Below are 21,052 nucleotides of genomic sequence, written 5' to 3' on the forward strand. Positions count from 1 at the left end.
ACGCGAAATTGGCGACTTGCAGATGATGTTTACTTGAATCCAGAGCGCCCGGAAGCTGGAGTTGCCATAGCTAGATGAAGTTAAGGCGACAGGTACATTGACACGCACCGAACGCGACAAAAAGTAACCAAAAAACGCTGGCTCCTATCATCCGGCCCCTACGCTGCGCTCCGGGGTTCCCTCGCTCCGGCCTTGCTCCCGGGAGGACCGCGCTGAACGGCCCATCCTGGGCCGCAGCGCTTGACGGGCATCCATGCCCGTCACCTCCCTCCGCAAGACCTCCGCTCGGCCTCCTGAAGTCGCATTCGGCGTTTGCTGAACTACCGCGCGCTTAGAAGCAAAAGCAGAGCAAAAGCAGAGCAAAAGCAGAACGAAAGCAGAACGAAAGCAAAGGCAGAGCGAAAGCAAAGGCAGAGCAGGAGCACTCAGAGGTGGCCCTCATGAATGGCTATTGGTCCTTGTGGCGCGATGCGCCACAATAGCGATCATTTGCGGAGCCCCCCATGACTGATTTCACCCCCGATGCCATCCTCGACGCCACCGGCCTGAACTGCCCGGAACCGGTGATGATGTTGCACCAGCACGTACGCAACCTGGCCGCCGGAGGCCTGCTCAAGGTCATCGCCACCGACCCGTCGACACGCCGCGACATCCCCAAGTTCTGCAATTTCCTCGGCCACGAATTGCTGCAGCAACAGGAAGAAGCCGGCACCTACCTGTACTGGATCCGCAAGAAAGCCGACTGAACCGCGCTGGAACACACCTCGCGTAGCGCCTACACTGCGCTCCCCAGACAGGAGAGCGCCATGCTGATAGTTGCCGACGAGAATATCCCGCTGCTCGATGCCTTCTTCGAAGGCTTCGGCGAGATCCGCCGTTATCCCGGCCGCAGCCTCGACGCCGCCAGCGTCAAGGACGCCGATGTGCTGCTGGTGCGCTCGGTGACCAAGGTCGACCGGCAACTGCTCGAAGGCAGCAAGGTGCGCTTTGTCGGCACCTGCACCATCGGCACCGACCACCTGGACCTCGACTACTTCGCCGAAGCCCGCATCCACTGGAGCAGCGCACCGGGCTGCAATGCCCGCGGCGTGGTCGACTACGTGCTGGGCAGCCTGCTGACCCTGGCCGACCTGGACGGCGCGGCACTGGCGCAACGCACCTACGGCGTGGTCGGCGCCGGTGAAGTCGGTAGCCGCCTGGTACGAGTACTGCACGGCCTGGGCTGGAAGGTGCTGGTCTGCGACCCGCTGCGCCAGGCCGCCGAGGGCGGTGACTTCGTCAGCCTCGCGACAATCCTTGAACAGTGCGACGTGATCAGCCTGCACACCCCGCTGCAGCGCGGCGGTGAGCATCCAACCTGGCACCTGCTCGGTGAAGCGCAGCTGGCGCAACTGCGCCCCGGTGCCTGGCTGATCAACGCCAGCCGCGGGCCGGTGGTGGACAACGCGGCGCTGCGCGAGCTGCTGCTGGATCGCGAAGACGTACACGCGGTACTCGATGTCTGGGAAGGCGAGCCGCAGGTCGACCTGCAACTGGCAGACCTGTGCACCCTGGCCACGCCGCACATTGCCGGCTATAGCCTGGATGGCCGCCAGCGCGGCACGGCGCAGATCTATCAGGCCTTGTGCCGCTACCTGGGCGAGGCTGAAAAGGTGCAGCTGGCCGACCTGCTGCCACCGCCGCCACTGGCGCAAATCGAGCTGGACGGCACTGCAGAGCCTGCCTGGGCCCTGGCGACGCTGTGCCGGGCGGTGTATGACCCACGCCGCGATGATGCCGATTTCCGGCGCAGCCTGAGTGACAATGTGGCCGAGCAACGGGCGGCGTTCGACCAGTTGCGCAAGCAGTATCCACCGCGCCGGGAGATCGAAGGCTTGGCAGTGCGCGTGCGGGGTGAGGCGCCGCAGTTGGCGCAGATGGTCAATGCCTTGGGCGGCGTGCTGGCCTGATCACCGGCCAGAAATAAAAAACCCGGCATAAAGCCGGGTTTCAAAGGATTCGTGCTTCAGCCGTGGCGTACTTTCTTCACGCGGCTGTCTTCCAGGGCCTTGCAGGCCTGCTGGATCATCTGCTCGGTGATCTCGATCTCGCGGCCCTGGGCGTCGATGATCGAACCACAGGCCTTGGGTTGTGGTTTGCTCTGCGGTTTCACGGTGTCGCTGCCATGTTGCAAGCTCATTGAATATCTCCTCATCAGGTTCAGGCTCAGGTTAAACCTGCGCCATGACTGGCCTGTTACAAAAGTTATCGTGTGCACCAAGGCCTGCACAGTCGAACAGAAAGCGCGGCAAAGCTCCAGAGGCCTGTTAGAACGATGGGCTATAGGCACTGCCTGCGCGGATGAATGGTAGTCTTCAATCTTCCTGCTTTCCTGGTTCACGTCATGCCCGATTCGGCTTCCTTCCGCCAACGCCGCGCCCTGCGCCTGGCCTGGCAGTTCATGCGTCCGTACCGTCGCCAGGCATTGCTGGCCCTGCTGGCGCTGGTGGTCACCGCCGGCATCACCCTGTCCATGGGCCAGGGTATCCGCCTGCTGGTCGATCAGGGTTTCATGACCCGCTCAGCGCACCAGTTGAACCAGACCATCGGCCTGTTTCTGGCGCTGGTACTGGCCCTGGCGGCAGGCACGTTCAGCCGCTTCTACCTGGTGTCGTGGATCGGCGAGCGCTGCGTTGCCGACATCCGCCGCGCAGTCTTCGACCACCTGGTGGGCCTGCACCCGGGCTTTTTCGAGGACAACCGCAGCTCCGAAATCCAGTCACGGCTGACCGCCGACACGACCTTGCTGCAATCGGTGATCGGCTCGTCGCTGTCGATGTTCCTGCGCAATGCGCTGATGGTGATCGGTGGCGTGGTGCTGCTGTTCATCACCAACCCCAAACTCACCAGCATCGTGGTGCTGGCATTGCCGCTGGTGCTGGCGCCGATCCTGCTGTTTGGCCGGCGGGTGCGCAGCCTGTCGCGGCAGAGCCAGGACCGGGTGGCCGATGTCGGCAGCTACGTGGCCGAGACCCTGGGGCAGATCAAGACCGTGCAGGCCTACAACCACCAGGCACGCGACCGCGAGCTGTTCGCCGCTACGGTGGAGGCCGCGTTTGCCGTGGCCCGGCAACGTATCGCCCAGCGTGCCTGGCTGATTACCCTGGTGATCGTGCTGGTGCTGGGCGCAGTGGGCGTGATGCTGTGGGTGGGGGGCATGGATGTGATCGCCGGGCGCATTTCCGCAGGCGAGCTGGCAGCGTTCGTGTTCTACAGCCTGATCGTCGGCAGTGCCTTTGGTACCCTCAGTGAAGTGATCGGCGAGTTGCAGCGCGCCGCAGGGGCCGCCGAGCGCATCGCCGAGCTGCTGGCGGCGAACAGCACGATCCTGGCCCCAGAGGCCCCGTTGACGCTGGCTCAGCAGCGTGCCAGTGGACGCATCGAACTGCAGCAACTGACCTTCGCTTACCCCTCGCGGCCATCGGTGGCCGCCATCGACCACCTCAGCCTGATTATCGAGCCAGGCCAGACCGTCGCGCTGGTAGGGCCGTCGGGAGCGGGCAAGTCGACCCTGTTCGACCTGCTCCTGCGCTTTTACGATCCGCAACAGGGGCGCATCCTGCTCGACGGCCAGCCGATCACGGCGCTGGCCCCGGACGACCTGCGCCGCCAGTTCGCCCTGGTGGCGCAGAACCCGTCACTGTTCCGCGGTACGGTCGAGGCCAACATCCGTTACGGTCGGCCCGAGGCGCCCCTGGCCGACGTCGAGGCGGCAGCCCGTGGTGCCCATGCCGACGAATTCATCCGGCAACTGCCACAGGGTTACCAGACGCCGCTGGGCGAGGGCGGCGTTGGCCTTTCCGGCGGCCAGAAGCAGCGCCTGGCAATCGCCCGGGCGCTGCTGGTGGATGCGCCGATCCTGCTGCTCGACGAAGCCACCAGCGCCCTCGATGCGCAAAGCGAGCACCTGATCCAGCAGGCCCTGCCGAGCCTGATGGCCGGGCGTACCACACTGGTCATCGCCCACCGCCTGGCCACGGTGCAGCACGCCGACCGCATTGCGGTGATCGACAAGGGGCGGGTGGTCGCGGTCGGCACCCACCGGCAGCTGATCGAGGAAAGCCCGTTGTACGCGCGCCTGGCCGAGCTGCAGTTCAGTACGGGCTAGGCGTCGCGCACTTGTAACATTTCTGTAGCAATTGCCTGAGAGTATTGATTTCAACTGTTGCGTAAGTGCTCGACCTGGCTGCTATCGATTGATGGCAGCTTTTTTTTGGCCTGCGAACGAGGACAAGGATGTCTGTCGCGGCGCTGCAATGGCGCGCCGTTTCCTTATTCCTTGTTCCCGAGATCCGCGATGTTGCGTAAATCACTCCGAGTGCAAATTCTCACCCTGCTTGGCGGCAGCCTGGCCGCGATGCTGCTGATCGCCCTGGTGTGCTTCCAGTTCCTCTCTTCCAGCGTGCGTGGCTATGGCGAACTGGTTGACGGGCCGCTGCGGGCTTCGCAATTGATCGATGAAGCCAACCTGCAGTTCAAGATCCAGGTGCAGGAATGGAAGAACGTGCTGCTGCGCGGCCGCCAACCCGCCGAGCTGGACAAGTATTGGCAGCAGTTCCAGGCCCGTGAGCAGCAGGTGCAACAACTGCTGGGGCAACTGATCGACAGCAGCGACGCCACGCTCAAGGCACCGTTGCAGCAACTGCGTGATAGCCACCGCCAGCTCGGCCAGGCCTACGAACAAGGGCGTCAGGCATTTCTGGCGGCCGGTGGCGACCCGGTAGCCGGTGACCAGGCGGTGAAGGGCGTGGACCGGGCGGCCAGCGAGCAGATGAGCGCGCTGGTCGAGCAGTTGCGCGGCGACGCCCGTGGCCGCGCCGCCCAGATCAATGCCAGTGCCGAGCGCACCGTGTGGCTGGGCGTGCTGGTGATGCTGGGGTCGGCATTGCTGGTCGGGCTGCTCAGCCTGTGGCTGCTCAACCGCAGCCTGATCGAGCCGATCCGCCAGCTGATCGAATACGTGGCGCAACTCAGTCAGGGCCACTTCGCCGCCCGCGTCGACAGCCGCCGCGAAGACGAACTGGGCCGCCTGGCGCGTGCTGCCAATACCCTGCGCGACTTCCTGGCCGAAACCGTTGGCCGCCTCAAGGACAACGCCCAGGAGCTGGAAGGCGCCAGTGGCCAGTTGCGCAACATTGCCGGTGACATGGCCCGTGGCACCCACGACCAGTTCCAGCGCACCGATCAGGTGGCCACGGCCATGCATGAGATGTCCGCCACTGCCCAGGAAGTGGCCCGCCATGCCGCCGAGGCCGCACGCGCCGCCGACGATGCCGACCACAGCGCCCAGGCGGGCGAACAGGTGATGCAGCAGACCATCGACATCATTGGTGTGGTCAACCGCGAGATCGCCGGCACTGCCGCGGTGATCCGCGACCTGGAAAATGACAGCTCACGCATCGGCAAGGTGCTGGAAGTGATCCGTGGCATCGCCGAGCAGACCAACCTGCTGGCGCTCAATGCCGCCATCGAGGCGGCCCGTGCCGGTGAGGCCGGGCGTGGCTTTGCCGTGGTCGCCGATGAGGTGCGTAGCCTGGCCCAGCGTACCGCGGCGTCGATCGCCGAGATTCAGCAGATCATCGAAGCCGTACAGTCGGGCGCGGTGGAGGCGGTCAAAGCCATCGAAAGTGGCCAGCAACGCAGCGAGGAGGGCGCCGAGCAGGTACAGCAGGCCGGGCAGATGCTGCAGCGCATCACCCTGGCGGTGGAGGCGATCCGCGACATGAACCGGCAGATCGCCACAGCGGCCGAAGAGCAGACCAGCGTGGCTGAGGACATTTCGCGCAACCTGATCGAAATCACCCGGATTGCCACGGCCAACCAGGAGGCCGTGCAGCATACCGAGCAGGCTGGGCAGCGCCTGCATGGCTTGTCGGGGCAACTGGGCGAGGTCACCTCGCGGCTGACCGCCTGAGGGTTTGCCGGTCACGTTTGCCAGCCGCAACAAAAAGCCCGCACAAGGCGGGCTTTCTGATGTGGATTTCTGGTCGGAGAGACAGGATTCGAACCTGCGGCCTTCTCGTCCCGAACGAGACGCGCTACCTGGCTGCGCTACACTCCGATGAACAAAATCCTACTGCATAGCATTTTCGGGTGCAAGCCCTTGTAGTTTAAAGGGCTTATGCCAAAAACAGCACCTGGTTCAGAGTTCCTTGACGGTGCGGATCTGGTCCTTGTTCAGGCGCGTGCGCTTGCCGTCGAGCTGTTCGAATTCGTAGAAACCGGAGTCCTCGTCAAAGGAGGGGGTATCCACTGCCTGAATTTCGCGGCCGTCGTTCAGCGTGATCACGGTCGGCGATGCGCAGCCAGCGAGGGCGCCAAGGCCCAAGGCGAGCAGGAAGGCGGGAAGGGTCCGTTGAATCATCGTGTTTCTCCAGTGCGATGGTGCTAGATGACTTTATGACGCAGGGCGTTCGCGCAAGTTCCTTTTACATTCAAGCATAACGGCAAGCCTGGGTTATTGACCTGTGCCTGCCTGCACGGCCGCCTGTGATATAACTGCGCCCATCCCCTTTCCCAGCGACGGACACCCATGAAAGCCAAGGCAGATACCCCCTTCGTGGCGCTGAACATTGCCGTGCTCACGGTCAGCGACACCCGCACTTTCGAAACCGACACCTCCGGGCAGACCTTCGTCGACCGCCTCACCGCCGCTGGCCACACGCTGGCCGCACGCGTGCTGCTCAAGGACGACCTGTACAAGATCCGCGCCCAGGTCGCCAACTGGATTGCCGACGACAGCGTGCAGGTGGTGCTGATTACCGGTGGTACCGGTTTTACCGGCCGTGATAGCACGCCAGAGGCTGTCGCCTGTCTGCTGGACAAGCAGGTTGAGGGCTTCGGCGAACTGTTCCGGCAGATTTCCGTGGCCGATATCGGCACCTCCACCGTGCAGTCGCGCGCCCTGGCCGGCCTTGCCAATGGCACCCTGGTGTGCTGCCTGCCGGGCTCGACCAATGCCGTGCGCACCGGTTGGGACGGCATCCTCGCCGAACAGCTGGATGCCCGCCATCGGCCGTGCAATTTCGTCGCCCACCTGAAACAGGCAGCGGCCTGTGATAGCCGTGGCTGAGGCACCCGCTGCGCGGCCACTGATGCCGGTGGAAGAAGCCCTGGAGCGCCTGCTGGCGCTGGCCGAGGCTGCGCCTATCGTGGAAACCGAACGCGTCTCGCTGGCCGAAGCCGAAGGCCGTGTGCTGGCCACCGAGCTGGTGGCCACGCTCGACCTGCCGCCGTGGCCGAACAGCGCCATGGACGGTTACGCCTTGCGCCTGGCCGACCTGCAGGGCGAGCCGTTGCCGGTCAGCCAGCGGATTTTCGCCGGGCACGCGCCCGAACCTCTGCAGCCCGGTACTTGCGCACGGATCTTCACCGGTGCACCGATGCCGGCGGGTGCCGACTGCGTCGAGATGCAGGAAAACACCGAGGTGCTGGATGATGGCCGGGTGCGCTTTTGCGAAGCGCTGACGCTTGACCAGAACGTGCGCCCACAAGGCCAGGAAACCCGCAAGGGCGAGCAGGTGATGAGCGCCGGCACGAGGCTCGGGCCGATAGAGCTGGGCCTGGCGGCGACGCTGGGTCATGCGCAGTTGCAGGTGGTGCGGCGGGTGCGGGTGGCGGTGCTGTCCACCGGCGATGAGCTGGTCGAGCCAGGCCTGCCACTGGGCCCGGGGCAGATCTACAACAGCAACCGGCGCCTGCTGGTCAGTTGGCTGCAGCGGCTGGGCTGCGAAGTGCGCGACATGGGCATTCTGCCCGATGACCTGGAACGTACCCGTGAGTGCCTGGGTGGCCTGGGCGATGTCGACTTGATTCTCTCCACCGGCGGGGTTTCCGTGGGTGAGGCCGACTACCTGGGTGCCGCACTGCGCGAAGCGGGCGAACTGGCGTTGTGGAAGCTCGCGATCAAGCCTGGCAAGCCGCTGACCTTCGGTCATTACCGCGGTGTGCCGGTGATCGGCCTGCCCGGCAACCCGGCGTCGACCCTGGTCACGTTCGGCCTGTTGACGCGGCCCTACCTGCTGCGCCGCCAGGGCGTGGCCGATGTCACGCCGCTGCGCTTCGATGTACCGGCCGGGTTCGAATGGACCAAGGCGGGCAGCCGCCGCGAGTACCTGCGCGCGCGCATCGACAATGGCCAGGTGCGCATCTACAAGAACCAGAGCTCTGGCGTGCTGCGCAGTGCGGCCTGGGCCGAGGGGCTGGTGGAGGTGCGTGAAGGCACTACGCCGAAACCGGGCGACAGCGTGCCGTTCATCCCGCTGAGCGAACTACTCGGCTGAGCGACCGAGCCAACTGCCACCGCCTTGGGTGGCGTCGGCCGGTGCCGACTGGGTAAGGCGCATGTGCACCGTCTCCAGTTGCTGGGCAGCCACGCTCCAGTCGTGGCGGTTTCGGGCGAACTGGCGGCCGGCCTCGCTCAATTGGCACATTCGCCACGGCTGGTTGAGCAATTGGGTGACCAGCAGCGCCAGTTGGTCACCGTCATCACTGCCCAGGTAATGCTCGCCGTTGTTGGCGGCCAGGCCCGAGACGCCTTTGCCGGTGCTGATCACCGGCAGCCCGGCGGCCATGGCTTCGAGGATCTTCACCTTGGAGCCACCGGCATAGCGCAAGGGCGCGAAGAACAGCGCACAACGGCGTTGCAGTTCGCGCAGGTCGGGGCGGTAGCCGACCCATTCGATGCGCGGGTCGTTCCAGCGCAGTTTCCAGCTGACCGGCATGGCATGCCCGGCGATGGCCAGGCGTACCGCCGGATTGCTCATCCACACCTGCGGCAGGATTTCTTCCAGGGCCCATTCGATGGCCTCGACATTGGCTGCGTACTCGAAGTTGCCGACGAACAGCAGGCGCTGGCTGTGCAGGGCCGGGTGGACGTTCTGGTAGTAATCGCAATCGACGCCGTTGACCACCACGTTGACCGGGCGGCCACTGACCTGGCTGATCAATTCGGCATCATGCGGGCTCACGGCCACCACTTCAGTGGGCTGGCGCAGCACGCGCTGCTCCCAGCGCCGGTAACGCCAACGGTCGAAGGCGTTGAGCGGGCGCAGCCACAGCGGCAGGCGGTCATGGCAGGCGGCACCGGTCACTGACTCCAGGTTGTGTTCGCTGAGCATGTAGGGCAGCTCGCGGGCCTGCAGTGCTTTTTCGAAAGGCTGGAAGCTGTAGCTGTGCTCGATCTGGATGACGTCCCAGGGTTCGTCCAGCAATTGTTCGAACTGGCGCCGCAAGACGGGCGACAGGCCATTGATGATGGCGCGCATCGGGTAGTCGATGATGGGCGAGGCGAGCAGGTTGAGCGGGCTGTGCAGCGGACGCCGGGGCAGCACGATCAGGCGTTCGAGCAAGGGTTCGAGGGCTTCGCGGGCGGCATCGCACAAGGGGACTTTCGACTGTACCAGCAAGGTGATCCGGTGGCCCTGCTGCGCGAGCGCGCGCAGCAGGTGGTATTGCCGGGTCTTGCTGCCACTGGTGGTGGGCCAGGGCAGGTAAGGCAGAGTCCAGAGAATGCGCATGAACCGGAAACCTCGCTGAAGGCTGCGGACAAAAAACGCGTCCTCCAGCCTTCAGCCGATGGCTGCCGCCGGGACGCGTCCGTAAATATCAGTAAAGCGCACGATGTCGTCTTCGCCCAGATACTCGCCGCTTTGGACTTCGATCATCACCAGGTCGATGACGCCGGGGTTGGTCAGGCGGTGGGTGCGGCCGGGCTTGATGAAGGTCGACTCGTTGGTATCGAGCAGAAACTCCTCTTCGCCGTTGGTCACGCAGGCCATGCCGCTGACGATGATCCAGTGCTCGCTGCGGTGATGGTGCATCTGCAGCGACAGCGATTCGCCAGGGCGCACCATGATGCGCTTGATCTTGAAGCGCGGGCCTTCCTCAAGCACGGTGTACATGCCCCAGGGGCGGGTGACGGTGCGGTGCAGGCGGTAGGCTTCATGGCCCTGGTGCTTGAGCTGTTGGGCAATCACCTTGACCTCCTGGCTGCGCGCGGCGTCGGCGATCAGCAGGGCGTCGGGGGTGTCGATGACGATCAGGTTGTCGAGGCCGACGGCGCCGACCAGGCGCTTTGGCGAGTCGATGTAGCAGTTGGTCACATCGTGCAGCACAGCTTCACCGTTGCAGTGGTTGCCGTCGTCGTCGGTGTGGCGCAGTTCGCGCACGGCTTCCCAGCTGCCAATGTCGCTCCAGCCCAGTTCGCAAGGCACCACGGCAACCTTGTCGGAGCGCTCCATCAAGGCGTAGTCGATGGAGATGTCCTCGGCCAGGGCGAAGCTGTGCGGGTCCAGTTCCACCTGCAGCACCTTGTCACCCTCCTTGGTCGCGCTCTGCTCCAGGCAGCAAGTCACGCAGGCCAGCAGTTCCGGGGCGTGCGCCTGCAGTTCGGCGAGCACGGTGCCTGCGCGCAGGCAGAACATGCCGGCATTCCACAGGTGGCGGCCGCCTTCGAGGTAGTCGCGGGCGGTGAGGGCGTCGGGCTTCTCCACGAAGCTGGCAACCTGGTGCGCGTGCTTGCCGATCGCCTCGCCTTGCTCGATGTAACCGAAGCCGGTTTCGGCGCGGCTGGGCAGCAGGCCGAAGGTGGCCAGCCAGCCCTCGTTGGCCAGTTGCCGGGCGTGTTCGACGGCGTTTGCGAAGGCCTCGGCGTCCTGGATCAGGTGGTCGGCGGGCAATATCAGCAGCACGCTGTCGTTGCCGTAATGCCTGGCACAGTGCAGTGCGGCTGCGGCGATGGCGGGCGCGGTGTTGCGGCCGTTGGTTTCCAGCAGGAAGTCGAGGGCGAGGTTGCCGGGGCTGACCTGGCGGTACTCGTCCTGGGTGCGGAAGAACACTTCGCGGTTGGTCACCGTCAGTACCCGCTCGACGCCCGGTAGCGCCGCAGCGCGGGCGAAGGTTTTTTGCAGCAGGCTCTGGCCATCGGGCAAGCGCATGAAGGGTTTGGGCATGGCTTCGCGAGAAACCGGCCACAGGCGGGTGCCGGCACCGCCGGCGATGATGCAGGGGATCAGAACGCTCATTTCACAGCCTCGACTGTAGGCGCTGGTTACAGCGCAGTGAAGGGGAACTTCGCGACCTGTCACGGTTTTGGCGGAAAAGTCAAAAAACCGACTTTTCACTGCAGCTTCTTCCATGAAGGCCAAATATTTGTCGATCATGCGCCCGATGAGAAAAGCTTTCAATGATATTTATGTGAATCTGGCTGTTTTTTCTCGGCCCTGCTGCCGCTCAATGCGCAATGCAGAGCTGTTTTGCCGGCAGCGTGCAGCATTCCGGCAATGTTTGTGGTCGAGATCTGGACTGAACCAACCCCGTGGAGACGCGTGATGCCCAAGCGCAAGGCAATCTTGATCCTGCATGGCAAGCAGGCCATGAACGAAGCGGTGCGCCAAGCCGTGAGCGCCCTGCGCGAACGTGGCTGGACGCTGGATGTGCGGGTAACCTGGGAAGGCGGCGATGCCCAGCGGCTGGTCGGCGAAGCGCTGGCGGCCGGGTACAACCACGTGATCGCTGGCGGTGGTGACGGCACCTTGCGCGACGTCGCCGAAGCCATGGGCCAGGCACGCAGCGAAGCCAGCCTGGCACTGCTGCCGCTGGGAACGGCCAATGACTTCGCCAGGGCCGCTGGCATTTCACTGGAACCTGCCGAGGCCCTGGCATTGCTGGAGCTGCCGCCACGCCCGATTGACCTGGGCCAAGTGGGCGATCAGTTGTTCCTGAACATGGCCACAGGCGGTTTCGGCAGCCAGGTTACCGCCAGCACCTCTGAAGACCTGAAAAGAATGCTCGGCGCCGCGGCCTACCTGTTCACCGGTTTGACGCGCTTCAGCGAGCTGCAGGCGGCCTCGGTCGAGCTATCAGGGCCGGGGTTCGATTGGCAGGGTGACCTGCTGGCGCTGGGCATCGGCAACGGTCGCCAGGCCGGCGGTGGGCAAGTGTTGTGCCCGGACGCGCAAGTCGATGATGGCCTGCTCGATATTGCCATCCTGCCGGCGCCGCAGGAAATGGTCGGCGCACTGCGTGACTTGCTGGCAGGTGAGGGATTGTTCGTACGGGCGCGTTTGCCGTGGGTCGAGATCACCTGTTCGCAGGGGCTGGACATCAACCTCGATGGCGAACCTCTGCAGGCCGACAGCCTGCGCTTTGCGGCAGTGCCGGCGGCGCTGCGCCTGCACTTGCCACTGAATTCACCGCTGATCAGTCGTCCAGGCTGATGATCTTTTCGCGCACAGCGAACAGGACCAGGCCGGCCACGTCATAGATCTGCAGGCGCTTCATGATCTGCGAGCGGTGGGTTTCCACGGTCTTGATCGACAGGCCCAGGCCGGCGGCGATTTCGCGGGTGGACTTGCCGCGCACGATCAGGCGCAGGATCTCCAGCTGCCGTGCAGTGAGGTTGTGGCGGTCGACGCCAGCCTGCTTGCCGTGCTGTGCGCGCATCAGTGCCTGGTTGATCACGGTATGGGCGATGGCCGGGCTGAGGTAGCGCTCGCCATTGCGCAGGGCAATCAGGGCCTGCTCCAGCTCGGTGGCCGTGGCATCCTTGAGCAGGTAGCCGTGGGCGCCGCTTTCCAGCGCCCGCATGATCAGGTCCGGGTCGGTATGCATGGACAGGATCAGCACCTTGCAGGTGTTGCCCGTGGCGCGCAGCTGGGTGAGGGCATCGAGGCCGCTGGTCGAACGCATGGAAATGTCCAGCAGGACGATGTCGGGTGCCAGTTGCCGAACCTGCTCGAGCAACTGGCCGCCGTCATCGGCTTCGCCGACCACGGTATAGCCGGGGATATCGGACACCAGGGCACGGACCCCGGCACGGATCAGCGAGTGGTCATCCACCAGCAGCAATCTACAGGTCATGATGAAGCGGTAGTCCTGGCGCGTTCATGGGTACGGGGTTGCCACGGGAACAGCACGTCGATCGTCGTGCCCAGGCCGAGCTGGCTGGTGACCGTCAGGCTGCCGTTGAGGGCGGTGGCGCGTTCCTGCATGCCGGCCATGCCGCGCTGGCCGGCCTCGGCCGGATTGGCGGCCGGGACAAAGCCCTGGCCGTCGTCCTGGATCGACAGGGCAAGCCCCGTCGCGTTGCGTTGCAGGCGGATGGTCAGGTTGCGAGCCTGGGCGTGGCGCAGCATGTTGGTGACCGCCTCCTGGGTGATGCGAAACGCCGCCATGGCGACTTCCTCGCAAATACCGCCCAGGCGCTGATGGCACTCCAGGCTCCAGTGCACGTCGGTGCTTTCCAGGGTGCGCACCAGGTGCGCCCGCAGGCTGGCCTCAAGGCCAAGGCTGGCCAGTTGCCGTGGGTTGAGGATGGCGGAAACATCGCGCACCTTGCTCAGGGTGTCTTCCAGGGTACTGCGCAAGCTGCCACAGTGCGCCTGCAAGTCATTCGGTACACGGCGTTGCAACCATTCCAGCTGCATCTTGGCGGCGGTGAGCAACTGGCCGATGTCGTCGTGCAGTTCGCGGCTCAGGTGCTGGCGCTCGTTTTCCTGGACCTTGAGCATGCGGCCGGCCAACTCCGCCGGGCGCAGGCTGATCGACTTGGCGCCGTGGCTCAGGTGCCAGCAGACGCCAAGCGTGGCCACCAGTTGCAGCAGCAACAGCGTGGCAGGCATGCCGTGCCCGCCGGCAAACAGGACCAGGTTGGCAAGCAGCGACACCACGCACAGCAATGCCGTCGTCCAGCGCAGCAAAGTGGCGCGTGAACGGCAGCGCAGAGATATCTTCAAGCGTGGGAACATAAAATTGAGAAGCCACTGAAGTCTTGCTGATGGGGTCGTGCACAGCTCTTGGCAGAGCCTTTGGCGTTTGTGCTTGCAACAAATGGCGAGCGCGGTTCGATGTGGTATGCGGGGAGGCGGCGGCCGGCATTTGTTTGCGCGTATCTTAACACTTCGGCTCACTTTGGTCGCGCTGGACAATGCTTTGAAACCTCAGCATTTCCGGGCTCGGGAGGGGGCTCGGCAGGGTTGCCGGGCATCAAAGTGCCACTTTCGAACTGGGTGATGACCGCCCCGCGTTCAACTTGCGAAAGGCCGCTCGAGTGCAAGGGGCTGAACGAGTGAAGAACTCCACAAGTTAGGCCTGATTTGCGTTTTGAACCCTGTGCTTAGTTGGTATTGCCAAGCCGTCTAGTGGCGCTGTGCGGGCCTGCTGCCTGAAAAGCTGGCCGGCACCGCGGAATGCGGATGCATGCAGTTGTTGCGGTTATCGTCGCAAGACGCACACGTTTGCGGCAACGGCTGATGCAGGGCCGTTGCCAGTTCGCTCAGTAGTGTCACCTGCTCGCAGGTATCGAGGGCGAGCCGGCCGGTGTGCACGTCAACCAGTTCCAGTTGCCAGGCCAGCAAGGTCAGGCAGGCATTCAGCCTGGGCAGGGCTGCGTTGTCCAGGCGCTGCTGCTTGCAGGCCGGGGCCAGCAGCTGGTGCAAGAGGCTCGCATAGTGGGCGACTTCGAACAGGCCCAGGGCGCTGGCGCGTCTGGCCAGGGACTGGAGGGTGTTGTTCAGGCATTGGCAGGCGTCCGGGTCGTTGCTGATCAGTTCAAGATGCTGCAGGCATTCCTGGGACTGGGTCAGCAAGACCTGGGCATCCAGCAGGAAGTCCTGCAGGGTGTCGAAGTTAGAGACGCTGCTGTCCATCAAGACACTCCGGCGCGTTGGGCTGGAGCAGGTGATGGGCACACCATGTCGATCGCTAGCAAAAGCCTGACTCCATTCATGCAGTGAGAATGGCGTCACATTAATGGCTAAAGGATATCGCGAACATCAGGTTGCACCTGATTGCTCCTAGGGGTTTCCCTGATGGCGCCTAGGGTGCGACAGGTTGCCCTGGAATGGATCCAAGCGAGGCATGTCGCAGTAAAGCATGATGCTAATGTGATATCAATTGCCCCGCGGGGCATTTTTTTGTGGGGGTCAAGATGCGCGGGAACGCGCCGATATAGAACGGATCATTTCATATTTTTCGACACAACCCAGGGGGTTTTCCAATGGCTGGTATTCTCGACACGGTAGACCAACGCACGCAGCTGGTGGGTGAGAACCGTCTGGAAATCCTGATGTTCCGCCTGGCCGGTCGCCAGTTGTTCGCGATCAACGTCTTCAAGGTGCAGGAAGTGCTGCAGCTGCCCAAGCTGACCCTGATGCCGCAGCGCCACGCCTTCGTCTGTGGTGTGGTCAACCTGCGTGGGCAGACCCTGCCGGTGATCGACCTGTCCCAGGCGATCGGCATGCGCCCCCTGCAGCCAGGGCCGGACAGCACCATCATCGTCACCGAGTACAACCGTTCGGTGCAAGCGTTCCTGGTGGGGGGCGTCGATCGCATCGTCAACATGAACTGGGAGGCCATCATGCCGCCGCCTTCCAGTGCTGGACGCCAGCATTACCTGACCGCCATCACCAGGGTGGACGACAAGCTGGTTGAAGTGATCGATGTGGAGAAGGTGCTGGCCGAGATCGTGCCTTATAACGCCCGGGTCTCCGGCGACAAGCTGGCCGACCCGGTACTGGCGCGCGCGCGTGGCCGTGAAGTGCTGCTGGTGGATGACTCCAGCGTGGCCCTGGCGCAACTGCGCGATACCCTGTCGCAACTCGGGGTGAAACTGCACGTGGCCAGTGATGGCCTGAAAGCCCTGCGCCTGCTCAAGGGCTGGGCCGATGCGGGGGAGGATGTCTGCGAAAAATTGTTGATGGTCTTCACCGATGCGGAAATGCCCGAGATGGACGGCTATCGGCTGACCACCGAGATTCGCAGCGATGCGCGTCTGCGCAAGCTTTATGTGGTGTTGCATACCTCCTTGTCGGGCAGCTTCAACGAATCGATGGTGAAGAAGGTCGGTTGCGACAATTTCCTCTCCAAGTTCCAGCCTGATCGTCTGGTCGATGTGGTCAAGCAGCGCCTGCTGCTGGATACCCGCAACGCGTGATCCTGCTGCCGGCCCGGTATAAGCTTGGCTTTTGACAAGGCATGAGGCGGGCAGGGATGTTTCTCAGTGAGTTGTATCGATACCCGGTGAAGTCGGGGCGGGCGCAATGCCTGCAGGGTTCGCCGGTCGGGCTTCTGGGGTTGCAGGGCGACCGACGCTGGATGGTGGTCGAGGAAGAGAACGGACGCTTCCTCACCCAACGAGCCTGGCCACAACTGGGCCAGCTGAAGGCCAGCGCGGGCGAGGCTGGCGAGTTGCTGCTTGAGCTGCCTGGGCAGGCGCCACTGCGAGTGGCTGTGCCCGCCGCAGACGATGCGCTGCGCGGCGTGACCATCTGGCGCGACACCTTGCGCGTACCGGACGCGGGCGACGAGGTTGCCGACTGGTTGTCGCAATGGCTCGGCAAGGCGGTGCGCCTGGTGCATTGCCCGGAGCAGCGGGCACGCTACCTGCCCAATGGTTACGGCCTGAACAGTGACCGTGCGGCTTTCCCCGATGGCTTTCCGTTGTTGCTGATTGGTCAGGGCTCTCTGGATGAGTTGAGCGGCAGGATTGGCCGGCCCATGGAAATGCTGCGCTTTCGGCCGAACCTGGTGGTGCAAGGGGCTGAGCCGTTTGCCGAGGATGGCTGGAAGCGGATTCGCATTGGCGAGCTGGAATTTAGAGTGCTCAAGCCCAGTGTGCGGTGCATCTTCACGACGCTTGACCCGGCGACCGGGGAGCGCAGTGCCGACCGTGAGCCTTTGACGACCTTGAAGACCTTCCGCGAGAAGGAAGGCGACATCTTGTTCGGGCAGAACCTGGCGGTGGATGGCGCAGGCTGGCTTGAGGTGGGGATGGAAGTCGAAGTACTTGAATAACCTGCGTCGGCCTCTTCGCGGGCAAATCTGCGAAGAGGCCGGCACAGGCTCAGCAATGATCACATGTCATCGAAATACCGCTCATGCCAGTCCACCAGCGGCTGCGGCACATTGAGCTTTTGCCCGTAGATCACCGAATACGACAGCACGTTCTGCACATACTGGCGCGTTTCGTCGAACGGGATCGATTCTACCCACACGTCGAAGCTCAGGTGCTTGGCGCCCTTGAGCCACTGCCGCACGCGCCCGGGGCCGGCGTTGTAGGCCGCGGACGCCAACACACGGTTGCCGTTGAACTGGCCGTGCACCTGGCTCAGGTAGGCCGCACCGACCTGAATGTTCTTTTCCGGGTTGAACATCTGCTGCGGCGAAGCCAGCGGGATGCTGAACTTGCGTGCGGTTTCCTTGGCGGTGGCCGGCATCACCTGCATCAGGCCGCTGGCCCCGACGCTGGAACGGGCGTCCTCCATGAAGGCGCTTTCCTGGCGGGTGATGGCAAACACCCAGCTTGAGTGCAGCCCGCGCACCTTGGCTTCACGCACCAGGGTGTCGCGGTAGGCCATCGGGAAGCGGATATCCAGATCGTCCCAGTACTGCGCCTGGCTGATGGTGCGGATGGCCGGGAAGTACCAATGCATGTCGTAGGCCAGGCGTGCCTGGGCGACCATCTCGTCGCGGGTGAAGTGGCGGCTGACGTGGTACCACTCGCGGCGCCCCTCGACGACCTGGCCGCGGGCGTGGAACTCCAGGGCGCGCTGGATGCCGGGGGTGTTGCGCACCTTGTTGACCAGTTGCGGGCTCATCAGCAGTGGCTTGTTGTTCAACTGGTAGGGCGTTTTGGCCCGGTCCGCCGCGAGGAAGCCGTAGAAGTCACGCTCGCGTGCCACATTCTTGTACAGCAACGGAACCTGCGGGTTGTTCGGCTGGGCCAGCTCCAGGGAGCGTGCCTGCCAGTATTTCCAGCGGCTGCTGCTGGCCAGGTCCTGTGGCAGGCGCCGGGTCAGCTCGTAGGCATCTTCCCAGCGGCCCAGGCGCAGCAGCAGGCGCAGGCGCCATTCACTGACGGTGTTGTCGCGCAGTTCGGGGTCGTAGCGGGTCATCAGGTCCAGCGCGCGCGGGTCGTAACGGCGCGCCAGGGTCAGGCCGATCTCGCGGGCGATGGCGACTTTCTCGTCACGCGAGAAATGCATGCGCTGGGCGTAGTCGTCGAGCAGTGCCATGGCCTGGTCGGGGTCCTGCCGGGCCAGGCGGCGCAGGCCGAGGCTGACCACATCGGACATGGCCTCATTGGCTGGGGTGAAGCGTGACGGCTGATTGAGCAGTTCGGGCTTTTGTGCCACGTCGATCAGCAGCCTGCCCTGTGGCCCGAGCGTGGTCAGGCCCTGCACCAGGCTGTTGGCCAGCGGGTAGTTGCGCGCCTGGGCAGCGAGCTTGGCGCGGTTCCAGCGCTTGGCCTCGGTCAGCTGGCCTTCTGCGGCCCACATGCCGAACAGGGTGTCGCAGGCAGCCGGTTGCGTCTTGCCGACGTTCCACAGTTTTTCGGCACTGGCGAAGCCTTCGGCGCGCTGGCCGTGGCTCAACTGGTACTGGCCATTGAGGCAGTCCAGTTCGGTGAAATTGAGCTTGGGGTCGTAGTACTTGACGAAGGTGTTCCATTCGCCGCGTTCGGCCAGCCAGCGCAGCCAGCGCAATTTCATCCAGTTGGCCTGGGGCAGGTCGCCGTGCTTGGCCAGGAAACCTTCGATTTCCTCGTTGCTGGCACTCTTCAGGCGGGCGGTCAGTTCGTCGTAAGCCAGGTACGGTGTGAGCGGGTAATCGCGCAGCGCCGGGGCGTAGCGCAGGTAGGGGCCCTTGTCGCCCTTGGCCAGCGCACGCTTGGCCTCGTCGTAATACTGACGTTGCGTGGAAAGGTCGATGGCCTGCGCCGCATTGGCGGTGGCGGCGGTGAGCAGCAGGCAGGAAGCAATCTGTAACAGGCGGCTGCGCATGATACGTCCGGGCAGTTGAACCATGGGGAAGTGACGGCGAAGCCAGCACTGTTGAAATCTGATTGCATTAGCTTAGCCGTTTGCCGGCGGCGGGTGATAGCGCTGTGCTTGTAACCAGGCATTAACGCTGACCGAGCGTCGCCAAGCCCCTGTAGCGTGGTCAACTTAATGCCGGGAAGGCCCAAGTCAGGTAGAATGCGCGCCCGCTTTCTGGAGACGAACATGACCCTGCTCAAATTCAGCGATGTGTCCCTCGCATTCGGCGCGATGCCGCTGCTGGACAAAGTGTCCTGGCAGATCGCCCGTGGCGAGCGGGTGTGCATCATCGGCCGCAACGGTACCGGCAAGTCGAGCATGCTGCGCCTGGTCAAGGGCGAGCAGAAGGGCGACGATGGCGAGATCTGGCGCGCCCCTGGCCTGAAGATCGGTGAACTGCCACAGGAGCTGCCGGTTGCCGACGAGCGCACGGTGTTCGACGTGGTCGCGGCAGGCCTGGATGGCGTTGGCGAGTTGCTGGCCGAGTTCCATCACCTGAGCCAGAACATCCAGGGCGATGAAGATCTGGAAAAACTCATGCACGTCCAGCACGAGCTGGAGGCCCGCGATGGCTGGCGCCTGCAGCAGGTGGTGGAAAGCACCCTGAGCCGCCTGCAACTGCCCGCCGACAAGACCCTGGCCGAGCTCTCCGGTGGCTGGCGCCGCCGCGTGCTGCTGGCCCAGGCGCTGGTGTCCGAGCCTGATCTGCTGCTGCTCGACGAACCGACCAACCACCTGGACATTGGCGCCATCGCCTGGCTCGAAGAAGCCCTGCGCGGCTTCAACGGCGCCGTGCTGTTCATCACCCACGACCGCTCCTTCCTGCAGAACCTGGCCACCCGCATCCTCGAACTGGACCGCGGCGGCCTGATCGACTGGAACGGCGACTACGCCAGCTTCCTGGTGCACAAGGAGGCCGCACTGGCCGCCGAAGAAACCGCCAATGCGCTGTTCGACAAGCGCCTGGCCCAGGAAGAAGTGTGGATCCGCCAGGGCATCAAGGCCCGCCGTACCCGTAACGAAGGCCGCGTGCGTGCGCTCAAGGCCTTGCGTGTGGAACGTGGCGAGCGCCGCGAGCGCCAGGGCAAGGCCAACATCCAGATCGAGGCCGCGGACAAATCCGGCAAGCAGGTGATGGTGCTGGAGAACGTCAGCTTCCATCACGCCGATGGCCCGCTGCTGGTCAAGGACTTCTCCATGGTCCTGCAGCGCCAGGACCGTATCGGCCTGCTGGGTGCCAACGGTACCGGCAAGACCACCCTGTTGAAGATGATGCTCGGTGACCTGGAGCCGACGGCAGGCAAGGTCGAGCGCGGCACCAAGCTGGAAGTGGCCTACTTCGACCAGATGCGCCACCAGCTCGACCTGGAAAAGACCGTCATCGACAACCTTGCCGAAGGCCGTGATTTCATCGAGATCGATGGCCAGAATCGCCATGTGTTGAGCTATCTCGGTGATTTCCTGTTCAGCCCGCAGCGTGCTCGCACGCCGGTCAAGGCGCTGTCCGGAGGCGAGCGTGCGCGCCTGCTGCTGGCCAAGCTGTTCAGCAAACCGGCCAACCTGCTGGTGCTCGACGAACCGACCAACGACCTGGATGTGGAAACCCTCGAGCTGCTCGAAGAGGTGCTGTCCAACTACAAGGGTACCGTGCTGATGGTCAGCCACGACCGGGCCTTCCTCGACAACGTCGTCACCAGCACGCTGGTGTTCGAAGGTGAGGGCAAGGTGCGCGAGTATGTTGGTGGCTACGAGGACTGGATCCGCCAGGGTGGTTCGGCGAAGCTGCTCGGCGTGACCGAGAGCAAGGGTGGCAAATCCGAGCTCAACAGTGCCGTGGTCGAAAAGCCGGTGGAAGCGGCAGCGCCTGCGCCAGCCGCGCCGGTGGCGGATGCTTCGAAGAAGAAACTCAGCTACAAGCTGCAGCGCGAGCTGGAAATGCTGCCGGGGCAGATCGACGAAGTGGAGCAGCGCATGGCCGAAGCGCAGGAAGAAGTGAACGCTGCTGGCTTCTATCAGCGGCCGATTGCCGAAACCTCGGCGGTGTTGGCCAAGATCGAGAAGCTGCAGGGTGAGCTGGATGCGCTGGTAGAGCGTTGGGCTGAGCTGGAAGGCTGAGTTTGCTGTGCTGGCGCCGAGGCGGGCGCGCCCGGGGCGGGGGCCGGGCCGGCGTGATGGTGGGTGTTTGAGGGGGCCGC

18 protein-coding genes and 1 tRNA gene are annotated in these 21,052 nt (G+C 64.1%); 10 read left to right on the forward strand and 9 right to left on the reverse strand.

Going from position 1 to position 21,052, the window contains the following annotated elements:
* The first annotated feature begins 503 nt into the window (after positions 1 to 503).
* Together tusA and pdxB are read left to right on the forward strand one after the other, a co-directional pair.
* Entirely contained in the window at positions 504 to 746 is a 243-nt protein-coding gene (tusA, locus tag ABE528_RS26765) for a sulfurtransferase TusA (RefSeq protein WP_027919534.1), read from the forward strand.
* Positions 747 to 806: 60 nt separating this feature from the next.
* Positions 807 to 1,949 (forward strand): 4-phosphoerythronate dehydrogenase PdxB, encoded by a 1,143-nt coding sequence (gene pdxB, locus ABE528_RS26770; protein WP_152959119.1) that lies wholly within the window; start codon positions 807 to 809, stop codon positions 1,947 to 1,949.
* 56 nt (positions 1,950 to 2,005) lie between these two features.
* On the opposite strand, the gene ABE528_RS26775 is transcribed toward pdxB, so the two are convergent.
* A complete protein-coding gene (locus ABE528_RS26775) occupies positions 2,006 to 2,179 on the reverse strand; it encodes a PA1571 family protein (protein ID WP_346654568.1) in 174 nt (57 codons plus the stop codon).
* Positions 2,180 to 2,383: 204 nt separating this feature from the next.
* On the opposite strand from ABE528_RS26775, the gene ABE528_RS26780 reads away from it, so the two are divergent.
* Both ABE528_RS26780 and ABE528_RS26785 read left to right on the forward strand, forming a co-directional pair.
* A complete protein-coding gene (locus tag ABE528_RS26780) occupies positions 2,384 to 4,147 on the forward strand; it encodes an ABC transporter transmembrane domain-containing protein (RefSeq protein WP_346654569.1) in 1,764 nt (587 codons plus the stop codon).
* 189 nt (positions 4,148 to 4,336) lie between these two features.
* Positions 4,337 to 5,953: a methyl-accepting chemotaxis protein gene (locus ABE528_RS26785; RefSeq protein ID WP_346654570.1), complete on the forward strand. Its 1,617-nt coding sequence runs from the start codon at positions 4,337 to 4,339 to the stop codon at positions 5,951 to 5,953.
* 70 nt (positions 5,954 to 6,023) lie between these two features.
* Here ABE528_RS26785 and ABE528_RS26790 read toward each other — a convergent pair.
* Together ABE528_RS26790 and ABE528_RS26795 are read right to left on the reverse strand one after the other, a co-directional pair.
* Positions 6,024 to 6,100 (reverse strand) — tRNA-Pro (locus ABE528_RS26790).
* A gap of 81 nt (positions 6,101 to 6,181) precedes the next feature.
* A complete protein-coding gene (locus ABE528_RS26795) occupies positions 6,182 to 6,403 on the reverse strand; it encodes a YgdI/YgdR family lipoprotein (protein WP_027596642.1) in 222 nt (73 codons plus the stop codon).
* Positions 6,404 to 6,571: 168 nt separating this feature from the next.
* On the opposite strand from ABE528_RS26795, the gene moaB reads away from it, so the two are divergent.
* Together moaB and glp are read left to right on the forward strand one after the other, a co-directional pair.
* Positions 6,572 to 7,111 (forward strand): molybdenum cofactor biosynthesis protein B, encoded by a 540-nt coding sequence (gene moaB / locus ABE528_RS26800; protein WP_152959116.1) that lies wholly within the window; start codon positions 6,572 to 6,574, stop codon positions 7,109 to 7,111.
* Positions 7,095 to 8,321, forward strand: a complete 1,227-nt coding sequence (gene glp, locus ABE528_RS26805; RefSeq protein WP_346654571.1) for a gephyrin-like molybdotransferase Glp — start codon at positions 7,095 to 7,097, stop codon at positions 8,319 to 8,321. The genes moaB and glp overlap by 17 nt, the downstream gene beginning before the upstream one ends.
* Here the strand turns inward: glp and ABE528_RS26810 are convergent.
* Both ABE528_RS26810 and ABE528_RS26815 read right to left on the reverse strand, forming a co-directional pair.
* Positions 8,310 to 9,557, reverse strand: coding sequence for a glycosyltransferase family 4 protein (locus tag ABE528_RS26810; protein ID WP_152959115.1), 1,248 nt, complete (start codon positions 9,555 to 9,557; stop codon positions 8,310 to 8,312). The genes glp and ABE528_RS26810 overlap by 12 nt on opposite strands.
* A 51-nt stretch (positions 9,558 to 9,608) precedes the next feature.
* Positions 9,609 to 11,063: a mannose-1-phosphate guanylyltransferase/mannose-6-phosphate isomerase gene (locus ABE528_RS26815; protein WP_346654572.1), complete on the reverse strand. Its 1,455-nt coding sequence runs from the start codon at positions 11,061 to 11,063 to the stop codon at positions 9,609 to 9,611.
* Positions 11,064 to 11,369: 306 nt separating this feature from the next.
* On the opposite strand from ABE528_RS26815, the gene yegS reads away from it, so the two are divergent.
* Positions 11,370 to 12,257 carry a lipid kinase YegS gene (gene yegS, locus ABE528_RS26820; protein ID WP_152959113.1) on the forward strand — a complete coding sequence of 296 codons (888 nt, stop codon included), beginning with the start codon at positions 11,370 to 11,372 and terminating at the stop codon, positions 12,255 to 12,257.
* Here yegS and ABE528_RS26825 read toward each other — a convergent pair.
* The 3 genes from ABE528_RS26825 to ABE528_RS26835 form a co-directional block, all read right to left on the reverse strand.
* Entirely contained in the window at positions 12,241 to 12,900 is a 660-nt protein-coding gene (locus ABE528_RS26825) for a response regulator transcription factor (RefSeq protein WP_152959112.1), read from the reverse strand. The two genes, yegS and ABE528_RS26825, sit on opposite strands and share 17 nt — an antisense overlap.
* Entirely contained in the window at positions 12,897 to 13,787 is an 891-nt protein-coding gene (locus ABE528_RS26830; RefSeq protein ID WP_346654573.1) for a sensor histidine kinase, read from the reverse strand. Before ABE528_RS26830 ends, ABE528_RS26825 begins: the two co-directional genes overlap by 4 nt.
* Before the next feature lie 390 nt (positions 13,788 to 14,177).
* On the reverse strand, positions 14,178 to 14,687 hold the full coding sequence (locus ABE528_RS26835) for a histidine kinase (protein WP_346654574.1): 510 nt from the start codon (positions 14,685 to 14,687) through the stop codon (positions 14,178 to 14,180).
* A gap of 350 nt (positions 14,688 to 15,037) precedes the next feature.
* Here ABE528_RS26835 and ABE528_RS26840 point away from each other — a divergent pair, with 350 nt between their 5' ends.
* Together ABE528_RS26840 and ABE528_RS26845 are read left to right on the forward strand one after the other, a co-directional pair.
* Positions 15,038 to 15,973 (forward strand): chemotaxis protein CheV, encoded by a 936-nt coding sequence (locus tag ABE528_RS26840; protein ID WP_346654575.1) that lies wholly within the window; start codon positions 15,038 to 15,040, stop codon positions 15,971 to 15,973.
* Positions 15,974 to 16,029: 56 nt separating this feature from the next.
* Positions 16,030 to 16,833: an MOSC domain-containing protein gene (locus tag ABE528_RS26845; protein WP_152959108.1), complete on the forward strand. Its 804-nt coding sequence runs from the start codon at positions 16,030 to 16,032 to the stop codon at positions 16,831 to 16,833.
* Between the two features lie 59 nt (positions 16,834 to 16,892).
* Here the strand turns inward: ABE528_RS26845 and ABE528_RS26850 are convergent, their stop codons facing one another.
* Positions 16,893 to 18,821, reverse strand: coding sequence for a transglycosylase SLT domain-containing protein (locus tag ABE528_RS26850; RefSeq protein ID WP_152959107.1), 1,929 nt, complete (start codon positions 18,819 to 18,821; stop codon positions 16,893 to 16,895).
* Between the two features lie 222 nt (positions 18,822 to 19,043).
* Here ABE528_RS26850 and ABE528_RS26855 point away from each other — a divergent pair, with 222 nt between their 5' ends.
* Positions 19,044 to 20,972, forward strand: a complete 1,929-nt coding sequence (locus ABE528_RS26855) for an ATP-binding cassette domain-containing protein (RefSeq protein ID WP_152959106.1) — start codon at positions 19,044 to 19,046, stop codon at positions 20,970 to 20,972.
* The last annotated feature ends 80 nt before the right edge of the window (positions 20,973 to 21,052 follow it).

It is taken from the genome of Pseudomonas sp. TWI628 (assembly GCF_039673865.1).
GTDB lineage: Bacteria > Pseudomonadota > Gammaproteobacteria > Pseudomonadales > Pseudomonadaceae > Aquipseudomonas.

Excerpts from the sequence above, each read along its gene's own strand:
- tusA (WP_027919534.1), top strand. The coding sequence starts at position 504 with ATGACTGATTTCACCCCCGATGCCATCCTCGACGCCACCGGCCTGAAC.
- pdxB (WP_152959119.1), top strand. The coding sequence starts at position 807 with ATGCTGATAGTTGCCGACGAGAATATCCCGCTGCTCGATGCCTTCTTC.
- ABE528_RS26775 (WP_346654568.1), bottom strand. The coding sequence starts at position 2,179 with ATGAGCTTGCAACATGGCAGCGACACCGTGAAACCGCAGAGCAAACCA.
- ABE528_RS26780 (WP_346654569.1), top strand. The coding sequence starts at position 2,384 with ATGCCCGATTCGGCTTCCTTCCGCCAACGCCGCGCCCTGCGCCTGGCC.
- ABE528_RS26785 (WP_346654570.1), top strand. The coding sequence starts at position 4,337 with ATGTTGCGTAAATCACTCCGAGTGCAAATTCTCACCCTGCTTGGCGGC.
- ABE528_RS26795 (WP_027596642.1), bottom strand. The coding sequence starts at position 6,403 with ATGATTCAACGGACCCTTCCCGCCTTCCTGCTCGCCTTGGGCCTTGGC.
- moaB (WP_152959116.1), top strand. The coding sequence starts at position 6,572 with ATGAAAGCCAAGGCAGATACCCCCTTCGTGGCGCTGAACATTGCCGTG.
- ABE528_RS26810 (WP_152959115.1), bottom strand. The coding sequence starts at position 9,557 with ATGCGCATTCTCTGGACTCTGCCTTACCTGCCCTGGCCCACCACCAGT.
- ABE528_RS26815 (WP_346654572.1), bottom strand. The coding sequence starts at position 11,063 with ATGAGCGTTCTGATCCCCTGCATCATCGCCGGCGGTGCCGGCACCCGC.
- yegS (WP_152959113.1), top strand. The coding sequence starts at position 11,370 with ATGCCCAAGCGCAAGGCAATCTTGATCCTGCATGGCAAGCAGGCCATG.
- ABE528_RS26825 (WP_152959112.1), bottom strand. The coding sequence starts at position 12,900 with ATGACCTGTAGATTGCTGCTGGTGGATGACCACTCGCTGATCCGTGCC.
- ABE528_RS26830 (WP_346654573.1), bottom strand. The coding sequence starts at position 13,787 with ATGTTCCCACGCTTGAAGATATCTCTGCGCTGCCGTTCACGCGCCACT.
- ABE528_RS26835 (WP_346654574.1), bottom strand. The coding sequence starts at position 14,687 with ATGGACAGCAGCGTCTCTAACTTCGACACCCTGCAGGACTTCCTGCTG.
- ABE528_RS26840 (WP_346654575.1), top strand. The coding sequence starts at position 15,038 with ATGGCTGGTATTCTCGACACGGTAGACCAACGCACGCAGCTGGTGGGT.
- ABE528_RS26845 (WP_152959108.1), top strand. The coding sequence starts at position 16,030 with ATGTTTCTCAGTGAGTTGTATCGATACCCGGTGAAGTCGGGGCGGGCG.
- ABE528_RS26850 (WP_152959107.1), bottom strand. The coding sequence starts at position 18,821 with ATGCGCAGCCGCCTGTTACAGATTGCTTCCTGCCTGCTGCTCACCGCC.
- ABE528_RS26855 (WP_152959106.1), top strand. The coding sequence starts at position 19,044 with ATGACCCTGCTCAAATTCAGCGATGTGTCCCTCGCATTCGGCGCGATG.